The organism is Thauera sp. JM12B12, from assembly GCF_039614725.1.
GTDB lineage: Bacteria > Pseudomonadota > Gammaproteobacteria > Burkholderiales > Rhodocyclaceae > Thauera.
Genome location: NZ_CP154859.1, coordinates 2,558,265 through 2,573,364, shown reverse-complemented (window position 1 = coordinate 2,573,364; position 15,100 = coordinate 2,558,265). Strand labels below are relative to the sequence as shown.

The 15,100-nt window shown below is 69.7% G+C and carries 13 protein-coding genes; 4 read left to right on the top strand and 9 right to left on the bottom strand.

Annotated elements, in window-relative coordinates; all coding sequences use genetic code 11:
- Positions 1-23: 23 nt before the first annotated feature.
- Positions 24-2,927 (bottom strand): crotonase/enoyl-CoA hydratase family protein, encoded by a 2,904-nt coding sequence (locus tag AAG895_RS11560; protein ID WP_345792159.1) that lies wholly within the window; start codon positions 2,925-2,927, stop codon positions 24-26.
- Positions 2,928-3,161: 234 nt separating this feature from the next.
- Here AAG895_RS11560 and AAG895_RS11555 point away from each other — a divergent pair, with 234 nt between their 5' ends.
- Complete coding sequence (locus AAG895_RS11555; protein ID WP_345792158.1) at positions 3,162-3,698, top strand: PadR family transcriptional regulator; 537 nt, start codon at positions 3,162-3,164, stop codon at positions 3,696-3,698.
- Between the two features lie 50 nt (positions 3,699-3,748).
- Here AAG895_RS11555 and AAG895_RS11550 read toward each other — a convergent pair whose 3' ends face one another.
- The 3 genes from AAG895_RS11550 to AAG895_RS11540 form a co-directional block, all read right to left on the bottom strand.
- Positions 3,749-4,846 (bottom strand): NADH:flavin oxidoreductase/NADH oxidase, encoded by a 1,098-nt coding sequence (locus AAG895_RS11550; RefSeq protein WP_345792157.1) that lies wholly within the window; start codon positions 4,844-4,846, stop codon positions 3,749-3,751.
- Positions 4,847-4,886: 40 nt separating this feature from the next.
- Positions 4,887-6,044 carry an iron-containing alcohol dehydrogenase gene (locus tag AAG895_RS11545; protein ID WP_345792156.1) on the bottom strand — a complete coding sequence of 386 codons (1,158 nt, stop codon included), beginning with the start codon at positions 6,042-6,044 and terminating at the stop codon, positions 4,887-4,889.
- Between the two features lie 143 nt (positions 6,045-6,187).
- The gene (locus AAG895_RS11540) at positions 6,188-6,772 is read right to left on the bottom strand and encodes a TetR/AcrR family transcriptional regulator (RefSeq protein WP_345792155.1); all 585 of its coding nucleotides are present in this window, start codon (positions 6,770-6,772) and stop codon (positions 6,188-6,190) included.
- A gap of 97 nt (positions 6,773-6,869) precedes the next feature.
- On the opposite strand from AAG895_RS11540, the gene AAG895_RS11535 reads away from it, so the two are divergent.
- A complete protein-coding gene (locus tag AAG895_RS11535; RefSeq protein ID WP_345792154.1) occupies positions 6,870-7,397 on the top strand; it encodes a CIA30 family protein in 528 nt (175 codons plus the stop codon).
- A gap of 131 nt (positions 7,398-7,528) precedes the next feature.
- Here AAG895_RS11535 and AAG895_RS11530 read toward each other — a convergent pair whose 3' ends face one another.
- The gene (locus tag AAG895_RS11530) at positions 7,529-8,263 is read right to left on the bottom strand and encodes an ABC transporter ATP-binding protein (RefSeq protein WP_345792153.1); all 735 of its coding nucleotides are present in this window, start codon (positions 8,261-8,263) and stop codon (positions 7,529-7,531) included.
- Positions 8,253-9,026 carry an ABC transporter ATP-binding protein gene (locus tag AAG895_RS11525; RefSeq protein WP_345792152.1) on the bottom strand — a complete coding sequence of 258 codons (774 nt, stop codon included), beginning with the start codon at positions 9,024-9,026 and terminating at the stop codon, positions 8,253-8,255. The genes AAG895_RS11530 and AAG895_RS11525 overlap by 11 nt, the downstream gene beginning before the upstream one ends.
- Positions 9,027-9,244: 218 nt before the next feature.
- Here AAG895_RS11525 and AAG895_RS11520 point away from each other — a divergent pair, with 218 nt between their 5' ends.
- Positions 9,245-10,240, top strand: a complete 996-nt coding sequence (locus AAG895_RS11520; RefSeq protein WP_345792151.1) for a hypothetical protein — start codon at positions 9,245-9,247, stop codon at positions 10,238-10,240.
- A gap of 6 nt (positions 10,241-10,246) precedes the next feature.
- Here the strand turns inward: AAG895_RS11520 and AAG895_RS11515 are convergent, their stop codons facing one another.
- The 3 genes from AAG895_RS11515 to dbpA all read right to left on the bottom strand — a co-directional run bounded on the left by AAG895_RS11515 (position 10,247) and on the right by dbpA (position 13,674).
- Positions 10,247-11,083 carry a DUF429 domain-containing protein gene (locus tag AAG895_RS11515; RefSeq protein ID WP_345792150.1) on the bottom strand — a complete coding sequence of 279 codons (837 nt, stop codon included), beginning with the start codon at positions 11,081-11,083 and terminating at the stop codon, positions 10,247-10,249.
- 76 nt (positions 11,084-11,159) lie between these two features.
- Complete coding sequence (locus AAG895_RS11510) at positions 11,160-12,080, bottom strand: histone deacetylase (RefSeq protein ID WP_345792149.1); 921 nt, start codon at positions 12,078-12,080, stop codon at positions 11,160-11,162.
- 130 nt (positions 12,081-12,210) lie between these two features.
- On the bottom strand, positions 12,211-13,674 hold the full coding sequence (gene dbpA / locus AAG895_RS11505) for an ATP-dependent RNA helicase DbpA (RefSeq protein ID WP_345792148.1): 1,464 nt from the start codon (positions 13,672-13,674) through the stop codon (positions 12,211-12,213).
- A gap of 244 nt (positions 13,675-13,918) precedes the next feature.
- Between dbpA and AAG895_RS11500 the strand changes: the two genes are divergently transcribed.
- Positions 13,919-15,091, top strand: coding sequence for a M20 aminoacylase family protein (locus tag AAG895_RS11500; protein ID WP_345792147.1), 1,173 nt, complete (start codon positions 13,919-13,921; stop codon positions 15,089-15,091).
- Positions 15,092-15,100 lie beyond the last annotated feature (9 nt).

Genomic DNA, 15,100 nt, shown 5'->3' with positions numbered 1-15,100 from the left:
CGCAGCGGGCCGAAGCCGGCGCTTCAGTCCCTGAACTTCGGCGCCTGCCGCGTCATCCCGGCGCGGATCGCTGCCTGCAGGTCCTCCGACATCAGCATCGCCGCGTTCCAGGTGGCGACGCGGTCGAGGCCGTCCGCGGTGCTGTGGTCGCGGGCGTAGTTGAGCGCGTCCTTGGTGCCGCGAATGGCCAGCGGCGACTTGGCGGCGATGCTGTGGGCAATCTGCATCACGCCCTCCATCAGCGCTTCGCCAGTAGCGAAGACTCGGTTCACCAGGCCGATGCGCGCGGCCTCCGCGCCGTCCACCTTGCGTGCTGTGTAGGCGAGCTCGCGCACCATGCCGTCGCCGATCAGGCGGGGCAGGCGTTGCAGGCTGCCGACGTCGGCGACCATGCCGAGGTCGATTTCCTTGACCGAGAACTTCGCGTCCGCGGCGCAGTAGCGCATGTCGGCACAGGCGATCAGGTCCACGCCGCCGCCGACGCAGGCGCCATGGATCGCGGCGAGCACCGGCTTGCGGCAGCGTTCCAGGCTGGTGAGCGTGTCCTGCAGGTCGAGGATCAGGTTGCGCAGGTTCTCGCGCGTGCGCGCCTCGCAGGCGTCCTTCACGGTGGGCAGGATGCTCATCATCATCTGCAGGTCGATGCCGGAGCAGAAGTTGTCGCCGGCGCCGTGCAGCATCGCCACGCGCACGGCGGGCGTGCGGTCCACCCACTGCATCGCGCTGCGGATGTCGTGCCACATCTGCAGGTTCATCGCGTTGGCCTTGTCGGGGCGGTTCAGGGTGACGATGGCGACCTGGCCGTCCAGCGTGATGCGCAGGGTGTCGAACTGCGGCAGCGGGATGCCGGCGATGGTCGCCGAGGCGGGGAGTTGACCCGGGACGAGGGCCGGCGCGGTCTGCGTCATCTCGATACGCGCGGCGAGCTCGACGCCCTGCTTGATCGCACGCTTGGCATCCAGTTCGGCGGCAACGTCCGCGCCGCCGATCAGATGCACCCGCATGCCGGCCTCGAGCAGCGCAGCCTGCAACTCGCGGCGTGGCTCCTGGCCGGTGCACAGGATCACGTTGTCGACCACGAGGACCTCGTCCTTGCCGCCGATCGTCACATGCAGGCCGGCGTCGTCGATGCGATGGTAGGTGGCGCCCGCGATCATCTGCACGCCGCGGTTCTTCAGCGCGGTGCGATGGATCCAGCCAGTGGTCTTACCCAGGCCCTCGCCGACCTTGCTGGTCTTGCGTTGCAGCAGAACGATCTCGCGCGGCGCGTTCTCGCGCTGCGGACGCATCAGGCCGCCGCGGCGCACGTAGCGCGCGTCGATGCCCCATTCGGCGTAGAACTTTTCCGGCGCCAGGCTGGGGCTGATGCCCTCGTGGCTGAGGTATTCCGCGACGTCGAAGCCGATGCCGCCGGCGCCGAGGATCGCGATGCGGCGACCGACCGGCTTCCTGTCGCGCAGCACGTCGAGGTAGCCGAGCACCTTGGGGTGATCCACGCCCTCGATGTCGGGCACGCGCGGCACGATGCCGGTGGCGAGCACGACCTCGTCGAACCGGCCGGCGAGCTCGGCAGCCGTCACGCGGGTGTTGAGCTTGAGCACCACCCCGGTCTGCTCGATGCGGCGGCCGAAGTAGCGCAGGGTCTCGGCGAACTCCTCCTTGCCCGGGATCTGCATCGCGATATTGAACTGCCCACCGATGCGCTCGCCCGCTTCGAACAGCGTGACCCTGTGGCCGCGCTCCGCGGCAGTGGTGGCGAAGGCCAGACCCGCCGGGCCGGCGCCGACCACCGCGATGCTGCGCGGCGTGGTGGTCGGCTCGATCACCAGCTCGGTCTCATGGCAGGCGCGCGGGTTCACCAGGCAGGAGGTGATCTTGCCGTTGAAGGTGTGGTCCAGGCAGGCCTGGTTGCAGGCGATGCAGGTGTTGATGTCGGCACCGCGTCCTTCGGCCGCCTTGCGCACGAAGTCCGGATCGGCGAGGAAGGGCCGCGCCATCGACACCATGTCGGCCTTCTCCTCGGCGAGGATGGCCTCTGCGACCTCGGGCGTGTTGATGCGGTTGGTGGCGATCAGCGGGATGCCGACGTGGTCCTTGAGCTTCTGCGTCACCCAGGCGAAGCCGGCGCGCGGCACGCAGGTGGCGATGGTCGGGATGCGCGCCTCGTGCCAGCCGATACCGCTGTTGATCAGCGTGGCGCCGGCGGCCTCGATCGCCTGCGCGAGCTGCACCACCTCCTCGAAGGTGGAGCCGTCCTCGACCAGGTCGAGGAGCGACAGGCGAAAGATGATGATGAACTCGCGCCCGAGGCGCTCGCGCGTACGGCGCACGATCTCGGTGGCGAAGCGGATGCGGTTGGCGTAGGCGCCGCCCCATTCGTCCGTGCGCTTGTTGGTGTGGGCGACGATGAACTCGTTGATCAGGTAGCCCTCGGAACCCATGATCTCGACGCCGTCGTAGCCGCCTTCGCGGGCGAGTTCGGCGCAGCGCACGAAGTCCTCGATCGTGCGCTCGACGTCGTCGCCAGAAAGCTCGCGCGGCGCGAACGGTGAGATGGGTGCCTGGATCGGGCTGGGCGCAACCAGCTCGGGGTGGTAGGCGTAGCGGCCGAAGTGCAGGATCTGCATGGCGATCTTTCCGCCCTCGCGATGCACCGCGTCGGTGATCACGCGGTGGCGGGCGGCTTCCTCCGCGGTGGTCAGGGTGGCGCCGCCGCTCCATGGCCGGCCCTCGAGGTTGGGGGCGATGCCGCCGGTGACGATGAGTCCGACGCCGCCGCGCACCCGCTCGGCGTAGAAGGCCGCCATGCGTTCGAAGCCCCCTTCGGCCTCTTCCAGACCGACATGCATCGAGCCCATCAGGAAGCGGTTGGGCAGGGTGGTGAAGCCGAGGTCCAGGGGGCGGAACAGGTTCGGATAGGTGGCCATCGTCTCGCTCGCAATCAGGTCTGGGGGCGCGTGATTCCGCGTGGTTTTGTCCGGGGCTGGCCGCATGGCCGGACGAGGACCCGAGGGAGGCCGACGCGCGCGCGAGGGGAGGGAGAACGCGCGCGCCGGCAGGCAGCCCCATCCGACTATGCAACCAGTTGCAGGACTGTAGAAGATCCTGTGCGACTATGCAACGCGTTGCATGGTTGCGCGGCGCACGGCTAGACTTCGCGAATGTCGCTCGCTCACGCCCTGCTCACCTCGCTGCTCGAACAACCCTCGTCCGGCTACGACCTGGCGCGGCGCTTCGACAAGTCCATCGGTCACTTCTGGCAGGCCACGCACCAGCAGATCTACCGAGAGCTCGGCCGCATGGAAAATGCAGGCTGGATCCAATCCGAGCCCGATCCCGAAGCCGGCCGCACACGCAAGCGCACCTACCTCGTGCTGCCCGCCGGGCGCGACGAGCTGATGCGCTGGGCGGCGGAGGCTGCGCCCCTGCCCGAGCTGCGTGACGAGTTCATGGTGCGCCTGCGCGCCGATGCGGTCATCGGACCGCTTGGCCTGCTGCCAGAGCTCCAGCGCCGCCGCGCACGCCACGCCGACAAGCTGCGCGCCTACCGCGCCATCGAGGCGCGCGACTTTCCGGCCGGCGGTGAATCCACCCGACAGCGCCGCATCCACCACCTGATCCTCAAGGCCGGCATCCAGTACGAACAGGGCTGGATCGCCTGGTACGACGAGGCGGTGAAAACACTCTCGGAAGTGTAATCAACGCCCGCGGTGGCCTGCGCCCCCGGGCGTTGCTTCGAACGTCTGGATCAGCGCGCAGAATAGCGCTCCAGCCAGTGTGCATACGGGGCCGGCAGCACCCAGGTCGGGCGCTCGACGCCGAGCGCGCGTGCAGCCTGCATCGGCCAGTGGGGGTTGGCGAGGTGGGCGCGGCCGACCATCACCAGGTCGAGCTGGCCGTCGCGCACGCAGGCGTCGGCGATCGCCGGGTTGTCGATGCCCCAGGCCGCAGCCACCGGCAGGTCGGCCTCCCGACGCACGCGCTCGGCGATCGGGGCGAGGAAGGCCGGGCCCCAGGGCACCTTGGCCGCGAGGGTGGAGAAGCCCACGCTGACGCTGAGCAGATCCAGGCCCTCGCGCCTGAAGTTGCGCGCGAGCTCGATCGACTCGGCCAGCGTCTCCTCGTCGCGGCCGTCGTACTCGATGACGCCGAAGCGCGCGGTCAGCGGCAGGTGCTCCGGCCACACCTTGCGCACCGCCTGCAGGGTCTCGAGTAGGAAGCGGCTGCGGTTGTCGAAGCTGCCGCCGTATGCGTCGTCGCGCTGGTTGGCATGCACCGAGAAGAAGCTCTGGCCGAGATAGCCGTGCGCAAAGTGCAGCTCCAGCCACTCGAAGCCGGCCTCGCGCGCGCGCCGGGCGGCGGCGACGAAGTCCGCGCGCACGCGGGCGATGTCGTCCACCGTCATCGCGCGCGGGACCTTGGGCAGGTTGGCGCCGAAGGCCGTCGCCGAGGGCGAGATCGTCGGCCAGCCGCGCGCATCGTCGGCGGCGATGTGGTCGTCGCCCTCCCACGGCCGGTTGGCGCTGGCCTTGCGGCCGGCGTGGCCGATCTGGATGCCGGGCACGGCGCCCGCGGCCTTGATCGAGGCGGCGATCGGCGCCAGCGCCTCGGCCTGGGTGTTGTTCCACAGCCCGGTGCAGTTGGGCGTGATGCGGCCTTCGGGCGACACCGCGGTGGCCTCGACGATGACCAGGCCGGCGCCGCCGCGCGCGATCGCGGGGTAGTGCACCCGGTGCCAGTCATTGACCACACCGTCGGTGGCCATGTACTGGCACATCGGCGGCACGACGATGCGGTTGCGCAGGGTGAGGTCCTTGAGCTTGAAGGGCTCGAAAAGTGCGGTCATGCGGGGTGTCCTTGCAGGGTGTTCGGGAAGCGATGGGGTTTCAGAGGCAGGCTTCGAGGATGCGGCGGCTGGTGGCGAGGTCGAGGTCGCGGTGTTCGCCGATCGCGGTCATGCCGTGGGCCTCGAGCTGGGCGACCAGCGCGTCGATCGCTTCGGCACCGATGCCGTAGCCCGATAGCCGCGTCCTCACCCCGAGCGACTCGAAGAATTCACGCGTGCGCGCGATCGCGGCATCGATGCGTGCGTCCTCGTCGCCGTCGCGGATGTTCCACACCCGCGCGGCGTACTGCAGCAGCTTCGCGCGCTTGGGCGCCCGGCGCTCGGCGAGCAGGGCGGGCAGTACGATCGCCAGCGTCTGGGCGTGGTCCAGGCCGTGTAGCGCGGTGATCTCGTGGCCGATCATGTGCGTCGCCCAGTCCTGCGGCACGCCTGCGCCGACCGGGCCGCTGAGCGCCTGCGTCGCCGCCCACATCAGGTTGGCGCGCACGTCGTAGTCCTGCGGCGTGGCCAGCGCCTGCGGGCCGACCTCGATCAGGGTCTGCAGCAGGCTCTCGGCGTAGCGGTCCTGCACCGCTGCGCTCACCGGGTAGGTGAGGTACTGCTCGGCGACGTGCACGAAGGCGTCGACCACGCCGTTGGCGATCTGGCGCGGCGGCAGGGTGTACGTCTTCACCGGGTCGAGTACCGAGAAGCGCGGGAACACATGCCGGCTGAAGAAGCCGATCTTGGCGTTGAGGGACCTGCGCGTGACGACCGAGGCGCAGTTCATCTCGGAGCCGGTCGCGGGCAGGGTGAGCACGCAGCCGAGGGGCAGGGCGCTGGAGACGCTCTTGCCTCGCGTCTGCAGGATCTCCCACGGGTCGCCCGCGTGCCCGACCGCTGCGGCGACGAATTTGGTGCCATCGATCACCGAGCCGCCTCCCACCGCGAGCAGGAAGTCGAGGCCCTCGCGGCGGATCTGCTCGACGGCCTTCATCAGGGTCTCGTAGCTCGGGTTGGGCTCGATGCCGCCGAAGCGCTGCACGCTGCGCTGCCCGAGCGCGGCCTCGACCTCGGCCAGCGTGCCGTTGCGTTCGGCGCTGCCGCCGCCGTAGAGCACCAGCACGCGCGCATCGGCGGGCACGAGCTCGTCCAGGCGGGCGATGGTGCCCTCGCCGAAGACGACGCGGGTGGGGTTGTAGAAGTCGAAGTTCAGCATGTGAGGGTCCTTGGTTCGTGGCGTCGGGCGACAGTGGCCGGACGGGGATGCGTGGGGATCGAGCGGATCGGCCCGCGGTTCGACATGGCGAAATGCTGTGGGGCGCTTTGCGCGCACTGCGTGATTGGGCGCACGCTGCCGGATCAGGCCGCCAGCAGGTGCAGGCTCGCCGTCCACGCCTGCTCGAGCGGTTCGGCGTTGCGGTGGAGCTTGGCGAGCAGGTTGGCGCCCAGCCACAGCGAATAGAGCGTGCGCGCCGTGGAAAGCGGCTCGACCGCCGCGAGCGAGCCGTCCTCGACAGCGTCCGCCACGCACTGCGCCAAGCGCGCGATGACGCGCTCGGTGCCGTCGCGCAGCGTCAGCCGCATCGGCTCGGACAGGTCCGAGACCTCGGCGCTGAGCTTGACCACCAGGCATTTCTGCTCGTCGCAATCGTCCGCCTGGGTCGTGCGCCACTGCTCGAAATAGCGCAGCAGACGATCCCGGCCCGACAGGGCGGGCGTCTGCATCAGCGTGTCGAGCTCGGCGAGATAGTCGGTGAAGTAGTCCTCGAGCAGCGCCTGGCCGAAGAGCTCCTTCGACTTGAAGTAGTGATAGAACGAGCCCTTCGGCACTTCGGACGCCTGCAGCAGCTCGGCGAGGCCGACGCTGGAAAAACCCTTGGCCGCGATGATCTGCTTGCCGATACAGAGAATGTGCTGGCGGGTGTCGGTATGGCGGGTCGTCATGGGCCGTCAGTGTACGCAGGAATAGACCGGTCGTCTAGATGTGTGCCGGAATTCTGCTCCGCATCGCAATGCCGGTCATCGGCGCCATAATCCCGCCATGCCCGAAACGCTATTCCACTTCGACCGCCCCGAAACGGTGGTCGCCTGGTCCGCCATCGACGACCGCGTCATGGGCGGCCTCTCCCGCAGCGCGCTGCGCTTCGATCCGGCCGGCCACGCCGTGTTCGGCGGGCAGGTCTCGCCAGACAACAACGGCGGCTTCGCCTCGGTGCGCGCATCGGTTTCACCGCCGCTGGCCTCGGACATCGACGCGATCGAACTCGTCGTGCGCGGCGATGGCCACCGCTACAAGCTCAACCTGCGTACGGACCGCGGCTTCGATGGCGTCAATTACCAGGCCGCGTTCGAGCCACCTGCCGGACGGTGGGTCACGCTGCTCTTGATGATCGATGCTTTCCAGTCGAGCTGGCGCGGTCGAGCCGTGCCCGACGCACCGCGCTTGCGCGGCGCGCGTATCGAACAGGTCGGGCTGATGATTGCCGACCGACAGTTCGGAGCCTTCGCGCTTGCCGTTGGCGCGATCCGCGCGCGAAGGGCTGGCGCGCGCGACGAGGCGCCTGGATGAAGCAGTGGCGCGGCATGCCGATGCCGTCGGCGAGCATGCAGACGGTCAGTCCGCACGCGCTGGCGACGATGAATGCCATGCGCTGTTCGGCGCCATCGAGCCACGCCGGACGGGCGCGCTTGCGCTTGTCCTCAGGGCGCCTCGCCGAGGTACGCCGCGCGCACGCGCGGGTCTGCGAGCAGGTCGGCGCCGCGTCCGGCGAGGACGATGCGGCCGGTGTCCATCACATAGCCGCGCGCGGCGAGCTCCAGCGCAAGGCGCGCGTTCTGCTCGACGAGCAGCAGCGCGACGCCCTCGCGGGCGATGTCCTGGATGACGGTGAACACCTTTTCCACCATCCGCGGTGCCAGACCCATCGAGGGTTCGTCCAGCAGCAGCAGGCGCGGACGCGACAGCAGGGCACGTCCAATGGCCAGCATCTGCTGCTCGCCGCCCGAGAGCGTACCGGCGACCTGATGCAGGCGTTCGCGCATGCGCGGCAACAGCGCATGCACGCGCTCGAGATCGGCCGTTACGCCGGCGCGGTCGCTGCGGCTGTACGCGCCCATGCGCAGGTTTTCCTCGACCGTGAGGCGGGCGAAGATGCCGCGGCCTTCCGGCACCAGCGCGATGCCGCGGCGCACGCGCTCGTGGGCGGGCAGCGCGTCGATGCGCGCGCCGGCGTAGCGGATCTCGCCGGCGAGCGGCTGGATGCCGGCCAGCGCGTGCAGCGTGCTCGTCTTGCCTGCTCCGTTGGCGCCGATCAGGCAGACCAGTTCGCCCGCGCCCAGTTCGAGGTCGATGCCGCGTACCGCGCGCACCCCGTTGTAGGCGACGTGCAGGTTGCGGATCTGCAGCAGGGGCGACGGCGCCTGATCAGTGCCCATGGGGGCCGCCTCCCAGGTAGGCTTCGATGACCCGGGGGTCCCGCTGGACAACGGCGGGGGCGTCCTCGGCGATCTTGCGGCCGAAGTCGAGCACCGCGACGCGGTCGCACAATCCCATGACCAGCTTCACGTCGTGCTCGATCAGCAGCACGGTGATGCCGTTGGCCCGGATGCGCTCGATGAGTTCGCGGAGCGCGCCGGTCTCGGTCGCGTTCATGCCGGCGGCCGGCTCGTCGAGGGCGAGCAGGCGCGGCTCGGTGGCAAGGGCGCGGGCGATCTCTAGCCGGCGTTGGTCCCCGTAGGACAGCTGCTGGGCGAGGCTGCCGGCAAGGCGGCCGATGCCGACGTAGTCGAGCAGCGCGCGCGCGCGCTCGGCACACGCCTGCGCCTCGGAGCGGCTCGCTGCGCTGCCAGCGAGCACGCTCCATACTCCGGCGCGGGTGTGCACGTGCCGCGCGGCCATGACGTTCTCGAGCACGCTCAGTTCGCGGAAAAGGCGGATGTTCTGGAACGTACGGGCGATCCCGCGCGCAACGGCAGCCTGCGGGCTGCCCGGAATCAACGCGGCCCCATCGAATACGAAGCGGCCCCGATCGGGCGGGTAGAGCCCGGTAAGCGCGTTGAAGAAGGTCGTCTTCCCGGCGCCATTGGGGCCGATGAGGCCGTAGATCTCGCCGCTGCCGATGCTCAAGGACACGCCGTCGAGCGCCTGCAGGCCGCCGAAGCGCTTGGCGATGTCATGGGCTTCGAGGAGCGCGCTCATCGGCGACCGCCGCATCGGGCGAGCGGCCCTTGCCTGAACTGATGGGTGTTCGCTGCTGGCAGCACGAACGGCGCAGAGTTCGGATCAAGGAGGCAGTTGCAGGGCAGGGGGGCTCTTTCGGGCAAGATCGTTCGACGTCCATGTCATTTTTCGCAGGGGACTACCACGCCCCGTGGCTATACTGCGCAGCCTTCGAGAAGCTGTCGTGGAGTTTCGTAATGCCAATCCAGCGTTGTAATCAATGCGGCCATACCGGCGAAGTCCTGGATATTTTGCCCGGAACGCAGGCGAGTTGCCCTTCCTGTCAGGCCGATGCGCCGGTCTACGACACCACATTCTTCGTGCGCCGACTGCTTCAGCAATACGGGGTGCTGAACAAGGAGGTCAAGCGTCTGCGGGCGCTTCAGCCCGAGGTTGCCGAGGCGCCTGCGGCTTCCGCTGTCGGCAGCGAGCTTGCCGGACTGGACCTCCACAACACTTCGGCTCTGGCGGCGGCCGAGCAGCATGCCCCCATCGTCGCGTGGTTCCACCAGCGCGGCATCCAGGCGCGGCCCGTGCCGGAGTCCGTCGAGACCTCCGGGTTCTTCGACGAGATCGCGGTCGAGATCGGTGACAACTACGCACTGCTCGGCGAAGTCGTGTCCAAGATCCGCTGGGGGCAGCGCAAGGACGTGCCGAACTTCAGCCTCAAGCTAGGCGACTACAGCCAGAAGGACGCCCAGGTCATCAATGCCTTCTGCAAGCGCCTTTACGAACACACCTTTCTTGCCAAGTACTTCTATCAGAAGCCCGAGAAGATCGTCCGCGTGACGCTTCAGCAGGCCGCACCGGTGCGCGACTTCTTTGGGGGCGAATGGGTCGAGTGGTACGTCCTGATGAAGGCGCTGACCCTGCTCAAGGATGGGCGCCACAACGCGGCCTGCGCACGTAACCTCGACATCGTCTTCGACAACGATGACCTGCACGAATTGGACGTCTTCATGCTCGTCGACGGTAACAAGCCGGTGGTGGTCGAGTGCAAGAGCGGCGAATTCCGCCAGGACATCGAGAAATACCTGAAGCTGCGCAGGCGCATCAACGTCGACCGTAGCCAGTTCATCATCTTCAGCCCCGATTTGAGCGAGGAGCAGGCGGTGGCACTCAGCAACATGTACGAGCTGACCTTTGCCAACCGTGAGCGTCTGGACAGCCACCTGCGGGGGTTGCTGCGCTAGGCCTGGCTAGCTGTCGACGATCCAGCCTTCCAGCGGGTCTGTCGTGGCGGGCAGTCCGAACGCGGGCGGGCCGGCGCGCGCGGCGGATGCGGCCTGGAGCAGGGCGAGCGTGGCGTCGAGCAGATCGCCGCTCGCGTCGTCGATGAGGGCCGCGCGCAGTGCCGGAGGGGCGCACAGCCAGTTGCGTGCATCGGCAGGGGTATCGGCCGAGCGAGGAGCGGTGATCGCATCGACCATGAGCGCGCGCGCCGCGCGCCGCTCGGCGGTCTGCTTGCGGCGCTCGTCGCTCTTGTAGGAGGCCGTCGTGATGCGGCGCGCAAGCAGTCCGGGGTAGGCCTCGACGGCAATTCGCAGCGGATCGCCCGCGTGCATGCCGGGCACATGCACGCCGGCAGCGAGCAGTCGCGGCGCGCCCTCGAGAAACATCAGCCCCACCGGCGGATTGACCAGCTTCAGGGGGCTGTGCGAGCGCGCCGGCAGATCGGTGGCGCGGTGGGCATAGCGCTGGCCCACCGGGCGCGTCGCCCTGTAGGTATCGAGCGCGGCGCGAAAGCCGGCCTTGCCGAGTGCTGCGCAGTGGCGCACCAGCGCCGGCCAGGTCTGCGGCCAGCCGAGGTCGATGACCGCCTCGCGCGGCAGGCCGAAGGGAAAGTCGAAAGCCCCCAGCCACGGGCCCGGCTCCGCGAGCACGGTCTCGAACGCCGGCCAGTCCTCGCAACGGGCGATGTGGTCGAGGACCACGCGCGTGCCGTCGATCCGGCCCCGGGCAACGGTGATGGGCTTGGCGCGGCGGGGGGCGGAGGTGAAGTCGACGCCGAGCAGGCGAGGCGTGGTCGGTGGCACGGGCTGGGTCCAGTCGAGGCAACGGGCGTTTTGGGCGTGTCCAGGCAGCGGTGGCGCGGAGCGCGTGGCGCCGGTGTCAGCTGCGCCCGGCGAAGAGGCGCGCCGCGGTGCTCACGGTGTTGAAATGCACGGTAACGGTGTCCTCGATCGGCTGCGCATAGCCGCCCGCCATCGCGACCGCGACCGCCACGCCGGCCGACTTGCAGGCGCCGAGCACGCGCTCGTCGCGGGTCTGCAGGCCCTCGATGCTGAGCGCGAGCCGCCCGAGGCGGTCGCCGGCGTAGGGGTCGGCGCCGGCGAGGTAGATCACCAGCTCGGGGCGGGCGCGGGTGAAGACGGTGTCGAGCGCCGCGTCGAGCGCGGCGAGGTAGGCCGCGTCGCCGGTGTCGTCGGGCAGTTCGACGTCGAGGTCGCTCGCCTGCTTGCGGAAGGGGAAGTTCTTCGCGCCGTGCAGGCTGCAGGTGTAGACCTCGGGGACGTCGGCGAGGATGGCGGCGGTGCCGTCGCCCTGATGCACGTCGCAGTCGATGATGGCGATGCTGCCGGCGCGGCCTTCGGCGCGCATCGCCAGCGCGGCGATGGCGGCGTCGTTGAAGACGCAGAAGCCCGAGCCGAAGTCGCGGTGGGCGTGGTGGGTGCCGCCGGCGAGATTGGCGGCGCAGGCGCTGCCGCCTTCGTGCGCGAGCGCGCTGCGGCAGGCGGCGAGCGTGGCACCGGCCGAGCGGCGCGAGCGCTCGACCATTGCTTCTGACCACGGAAAGCCGATGCGGCGCACCTCGGCCGCGTCCAGCGTGCCGGAGGCGACGCGCGCCAGATAGCCGGCGTCGTGGGCGCGCAGGATCTCGGCGTCGCTGGCGGCAGCGGGCACGCGGAAGTCATCGTCGTCGAAGCGCGCGCTGGCGTGCAGGCGCGCGCGGAGAAGCGAATACTTCTCCATCGGAAAACGGTGCCCGTCGGGCAGCGGGAGGACGAAGTGATCGGCGTAGTAGAGCTTCAAGATGGCTGGCTTCCTTCCGGGAGGTCGCGGTCGGTTTGCTGGGCGCCCGGCACGGTTCTCGCGTCCGCCGCCCTCGGACACCGCGCGCGGCGCGAAGTGCGCACAGGATAAACCGCCTCCTGTGCGCGCCTCACGCTTCCAGCGCGCGCACCTTCACCTTTCTGCCCTTGAGCCTGCCGGCCGACAGGCGACGCACCGCCTCGCGCGCGATCGCGCGCTCGACCGCGACATAGGTGGTCTGGTCGGTGACGGTGATCTTGCCGACCTGCTCGCGGGTGAAGCCGGCTTCGCCGGTGAGCGCGCCCAGTACGTCGGCCGGGCGGATCTTGTCCTTGCGTCCGCCCAGGATCAGCAGCGTCGTCATCGGCGGCTGCGCCGGCCGGGAGTCGTCCTCGACCAGCTCGTCGATCGCGTGCCACTCGGGCTCGAAGCCCAGCACCTGGGCGATGGCCGCGACCCGGCGCCTGTCCGCGCTGCTGCACAGGCTCAGCGCCCAGCCGTCTTCCTCGCCGCGGCCGGTGCGGCCGATGCGGTGGATGTGGATCTCCGGGTCGGGGGTGACGTCGACGTTGATCACCGCCTCGAGCTGGGCGATGTCCAGCCCGCGTGCGGCGACATCGGTGGCGACGAGTACCGAGCAGCTGCGGTTGGCGAACTGGATCAGTACCTGGTCGCGCTCGCGCTGCTCCATCTCGCCGTTGAGGGCGAGGGCGGCGAAGCCCTGCGCGCGCAGCAGCTCGACCAGGTCGCGGCACTGCTGGCGGGTGTTGCAGAAGGCCAGTGTGCTTGCCGGGCGGTAGTGGCGAAGCAGACGGGCAACCGCCTGCAGCCGCGCCGGGTGCTCGATCTCGTAGAAGCGCTGGCGGATCTTGCTGCCGGCGTGCTGCTCGAGCAGCTTCACCTCCTGCGGCCGGCGCAGGAAGCGTGCGGCCAGCGAAGCGATGCCTTCGGGGTAGGTGGCGGAGAACAGCAGGGTCTGGCGTGCGGAAGGACAGCGGCTGGCGACGAAGGCGATATCGTCGTGGAAGCCCATGTCCAGCATGCGGTCGGCCTCGTCCAGCACCAGGGTGTTCAGGGCATCGAGCACGAGGCTGCCGCGCTCGAGGTGGTCCATGATGCGCCCGGGCGTGCCGACGACGACATGGGCGCCGTGCTCAAGGCTGTCGCGCTGCGGCCGCATGGGCGTGCCGCCGCATAGCGCCAGCACCTTGATGTTGGCCTCGAAGCGCGCCAGGCGGCGGATCTCCTGCGTGACCTGGTCGGCCAGCTCGCGCGTCGGGCACAGCACCAAGGCCTGCACGGCGAGCGTGCGCACGTCGAGCCGGGCCAGCAGCGGCAGCGCGAAGGCCGCGGTCTTGCCGCTGCCGGTCTTGGCCTGGGCGATGAGGTCGTGCCCGGCGAGCGCCAGCGGCAGACTGGCGGCCTGGATCGGGGTCATGGTCCGGTAGTCGAGCTGGCACAGGGTGTCCAGCATGGCCGGGGAGAGCGGCAGACCGTCGAAGGGCAGGCCGGGAGGCGTTGCCGCGGCGTGCCCCGGGGACTCGGTCTGGGGGCTCGCGGTGGAGGCGGAGGAGGGGTCGATAATTTCGGTCATGCGCAATTATCGGGCCTGACCCGGGCTCGTCAGCAGAAAACTTGTCGATCGAAGTGGGCGCGGCTGGCCTCGTGTGACTCGGCCACGCCGGTCCGGGGGCGTTGGCTGCAAGGGCGGGAACTTCGTCCGTGCCCCGGCTTCAGATCGGGCGAGTCCCGAGAAGTGCGCAAGGCATGAGCCGCCGGCCCGCCCGCCTGTACTAAACTCGAACACCCGCAACAAACCACAACAACACGGTGCAGCCATGAGCCTCATCGAAAGCGTCCGCCCCCTGCAGAACAAGCTGACCGCGATTCGCCGCGACATCCACGCCCACCCGGAGCTCGCCTTCGCGGAGCACCGCACCGCCGAGCTGGTCGCCCGCCATCTGGAAGCGCTCGGCATCGAGACCCATCGCGGCATCGGCGGCACCGGCGTGGTCGGCGTGGTGCGCGGCCGCCGCGGCCTGCGCGCCATCGGCCTGCGCGCGGACATGGATGCGCTGCCGATCACCGAGCGCAACGAATTTGCGCACAGGTCCACCATCCCGGGCTGCATGCACGCCTGCGGCCACGATGGCCACACCACGATGCTGCTCGGCGCGGCCGAGGCGCTCGTCGCACGCAAGGACTTCGATGGCACCGTGTACCTGATCTTCCAGCCCGCCGAGGAGGGCGAAGGCGGTGCGCCGGCGATGATCGCCGACGGCCTGTTCGAGCGCTTCCCGATGGAGGCGGTGTTCGGCATGCACAACTGGCCGGGCATGGAGGCGGGGACCTTCGCCATCCACAGCGGGCCGGTGATGGCGAGCGCCGACCGCTTCGACATCCGCTTCACCGGTGTCGGTGCGCACGCGGCGATGCCGCACCTCGGCGTGGATCCGGTGGTGGCGGGCGCAGCCTTCGTGCAGGCGGCGCAGACCCTGGTGAGCCGTGTGCTCGACCCGATCGACGCCGGTGTCGTCTCGGTGACCCAGTTCCACGCCGGCGAGGCCTACAACGTGATCCCCGACCGCGCCGAGTTGTGCGGCACGGTGCGCACCTTCTCCGCCGAGGTCCGCGACCGCCTCGAGCGCGGCCTGCGCCAGGTCGCCGAGGGCATCGCGCAGAGCCATGGCGTGCAGGTCGATTTCGCGTTCCGCCGCGGCTACCCGCCGACGGTGAACACCTCCGCCGAGGCTGCGCTGTGCGCCGAGGCTGCGCGCGAGGTGGCGGGGCCGGAGCGCGTGTTCACCGACCGGCGCCCGAGCATGGGCGCGGAGGACTTCGCCTATTTCCTCGAGCACAAGCCGGGCGCCTACGTCTGGATCGGCAACGGCCCGGGCGAGGGCGGCTGCATGCTGCACAACCCCAACTACGACTTCAACGACGAGGTGATGCCGGCGGGCGTGGCCTACTGGTGCGCGCTGGTGCGCCGCCTGCTCGGCGAGCGCGCCTGAGGCCGGGCC

Bases quoted from the DNA above. Each gene is read 5' to 3' on its own strand.
- AAG895_RS11540 (WP_345792155.1), bottom strand. From the start codon at position 6,772: ATGACGACCCGCCATACCGACACCCGCCAGCACATTCTCTGTATCGGC.
- AAG895_RS11545 (WP_345792156.1), bottom strand. From the start codon at position 6,044: ATGCTGAACTTCGACTTCTACAACCCCACCCGCGTCGTCTTCGGCGAG.
- AAG895_RS11500 (WP_345792147.1), top strand. From the start codon at position 13,919: ATGAGCCTCATCGAAAGCGTCCGCCCCCTGCAGAACAAGCTGACCGCG.
- AAG895_RS11555 (WP_345792158.1), top strand. From the start codon at position 3,162: ATGTCGCTCGCTCACGCCCTGCTCACCTCGCTGCTCGAACAACCCTCG.
- AAG895_RS11560 (WP_345792159.1), bottom strand. From the start codon at position 2,927: ATGGCCACCTATCCGAACCTGTTCCGCCCCCTGGACCTCGGCTTCACC.
- AAG895_RS11530 (WP_345792153.1), bottom strand. From the start codon at position 8,263: ATGGGCACTGATCAGGCGCCGTCGCCCCTGCTGCAGATCCGCAACCTG.
- AAG895_RS11520 (WP_345792151.1), top strand. From the start codon at position 9,245: ATGCCAATCCAGCGTTGTAATCAATGCGGCCATACCGGCGAAGTCCTG.
- AAG895_RS11550 (WP_345792157.1), bottom strand. From the start codon at position 4,846: ATGACCGCACTTTTCGAGCCCTTCAAGCTCAAGGACCTCACCCTGCGC.
- dbpA (WP_345792148.1), bottom strand. From the start codon at position 13,674: ATGACCGAAATTATCGACCCCTCCTCCGCCTCCACCGCGAGCCCCCAG.
- AAG895_RS11535 (WP_345792154.1), top strand. From the start codon at position 6,870: ATGCCCGAAACGCTATTCCACTTCGACCGCCCCGAAACGGTGGTCGCC.
- AAG895_RS11525 (WP_345792152.1), bottom strand. From the start codon at position 9,026: ATGAGCGCGCTCCTCGAAGCCCATGACATCGCCAAGCGCTTCGGCGGC.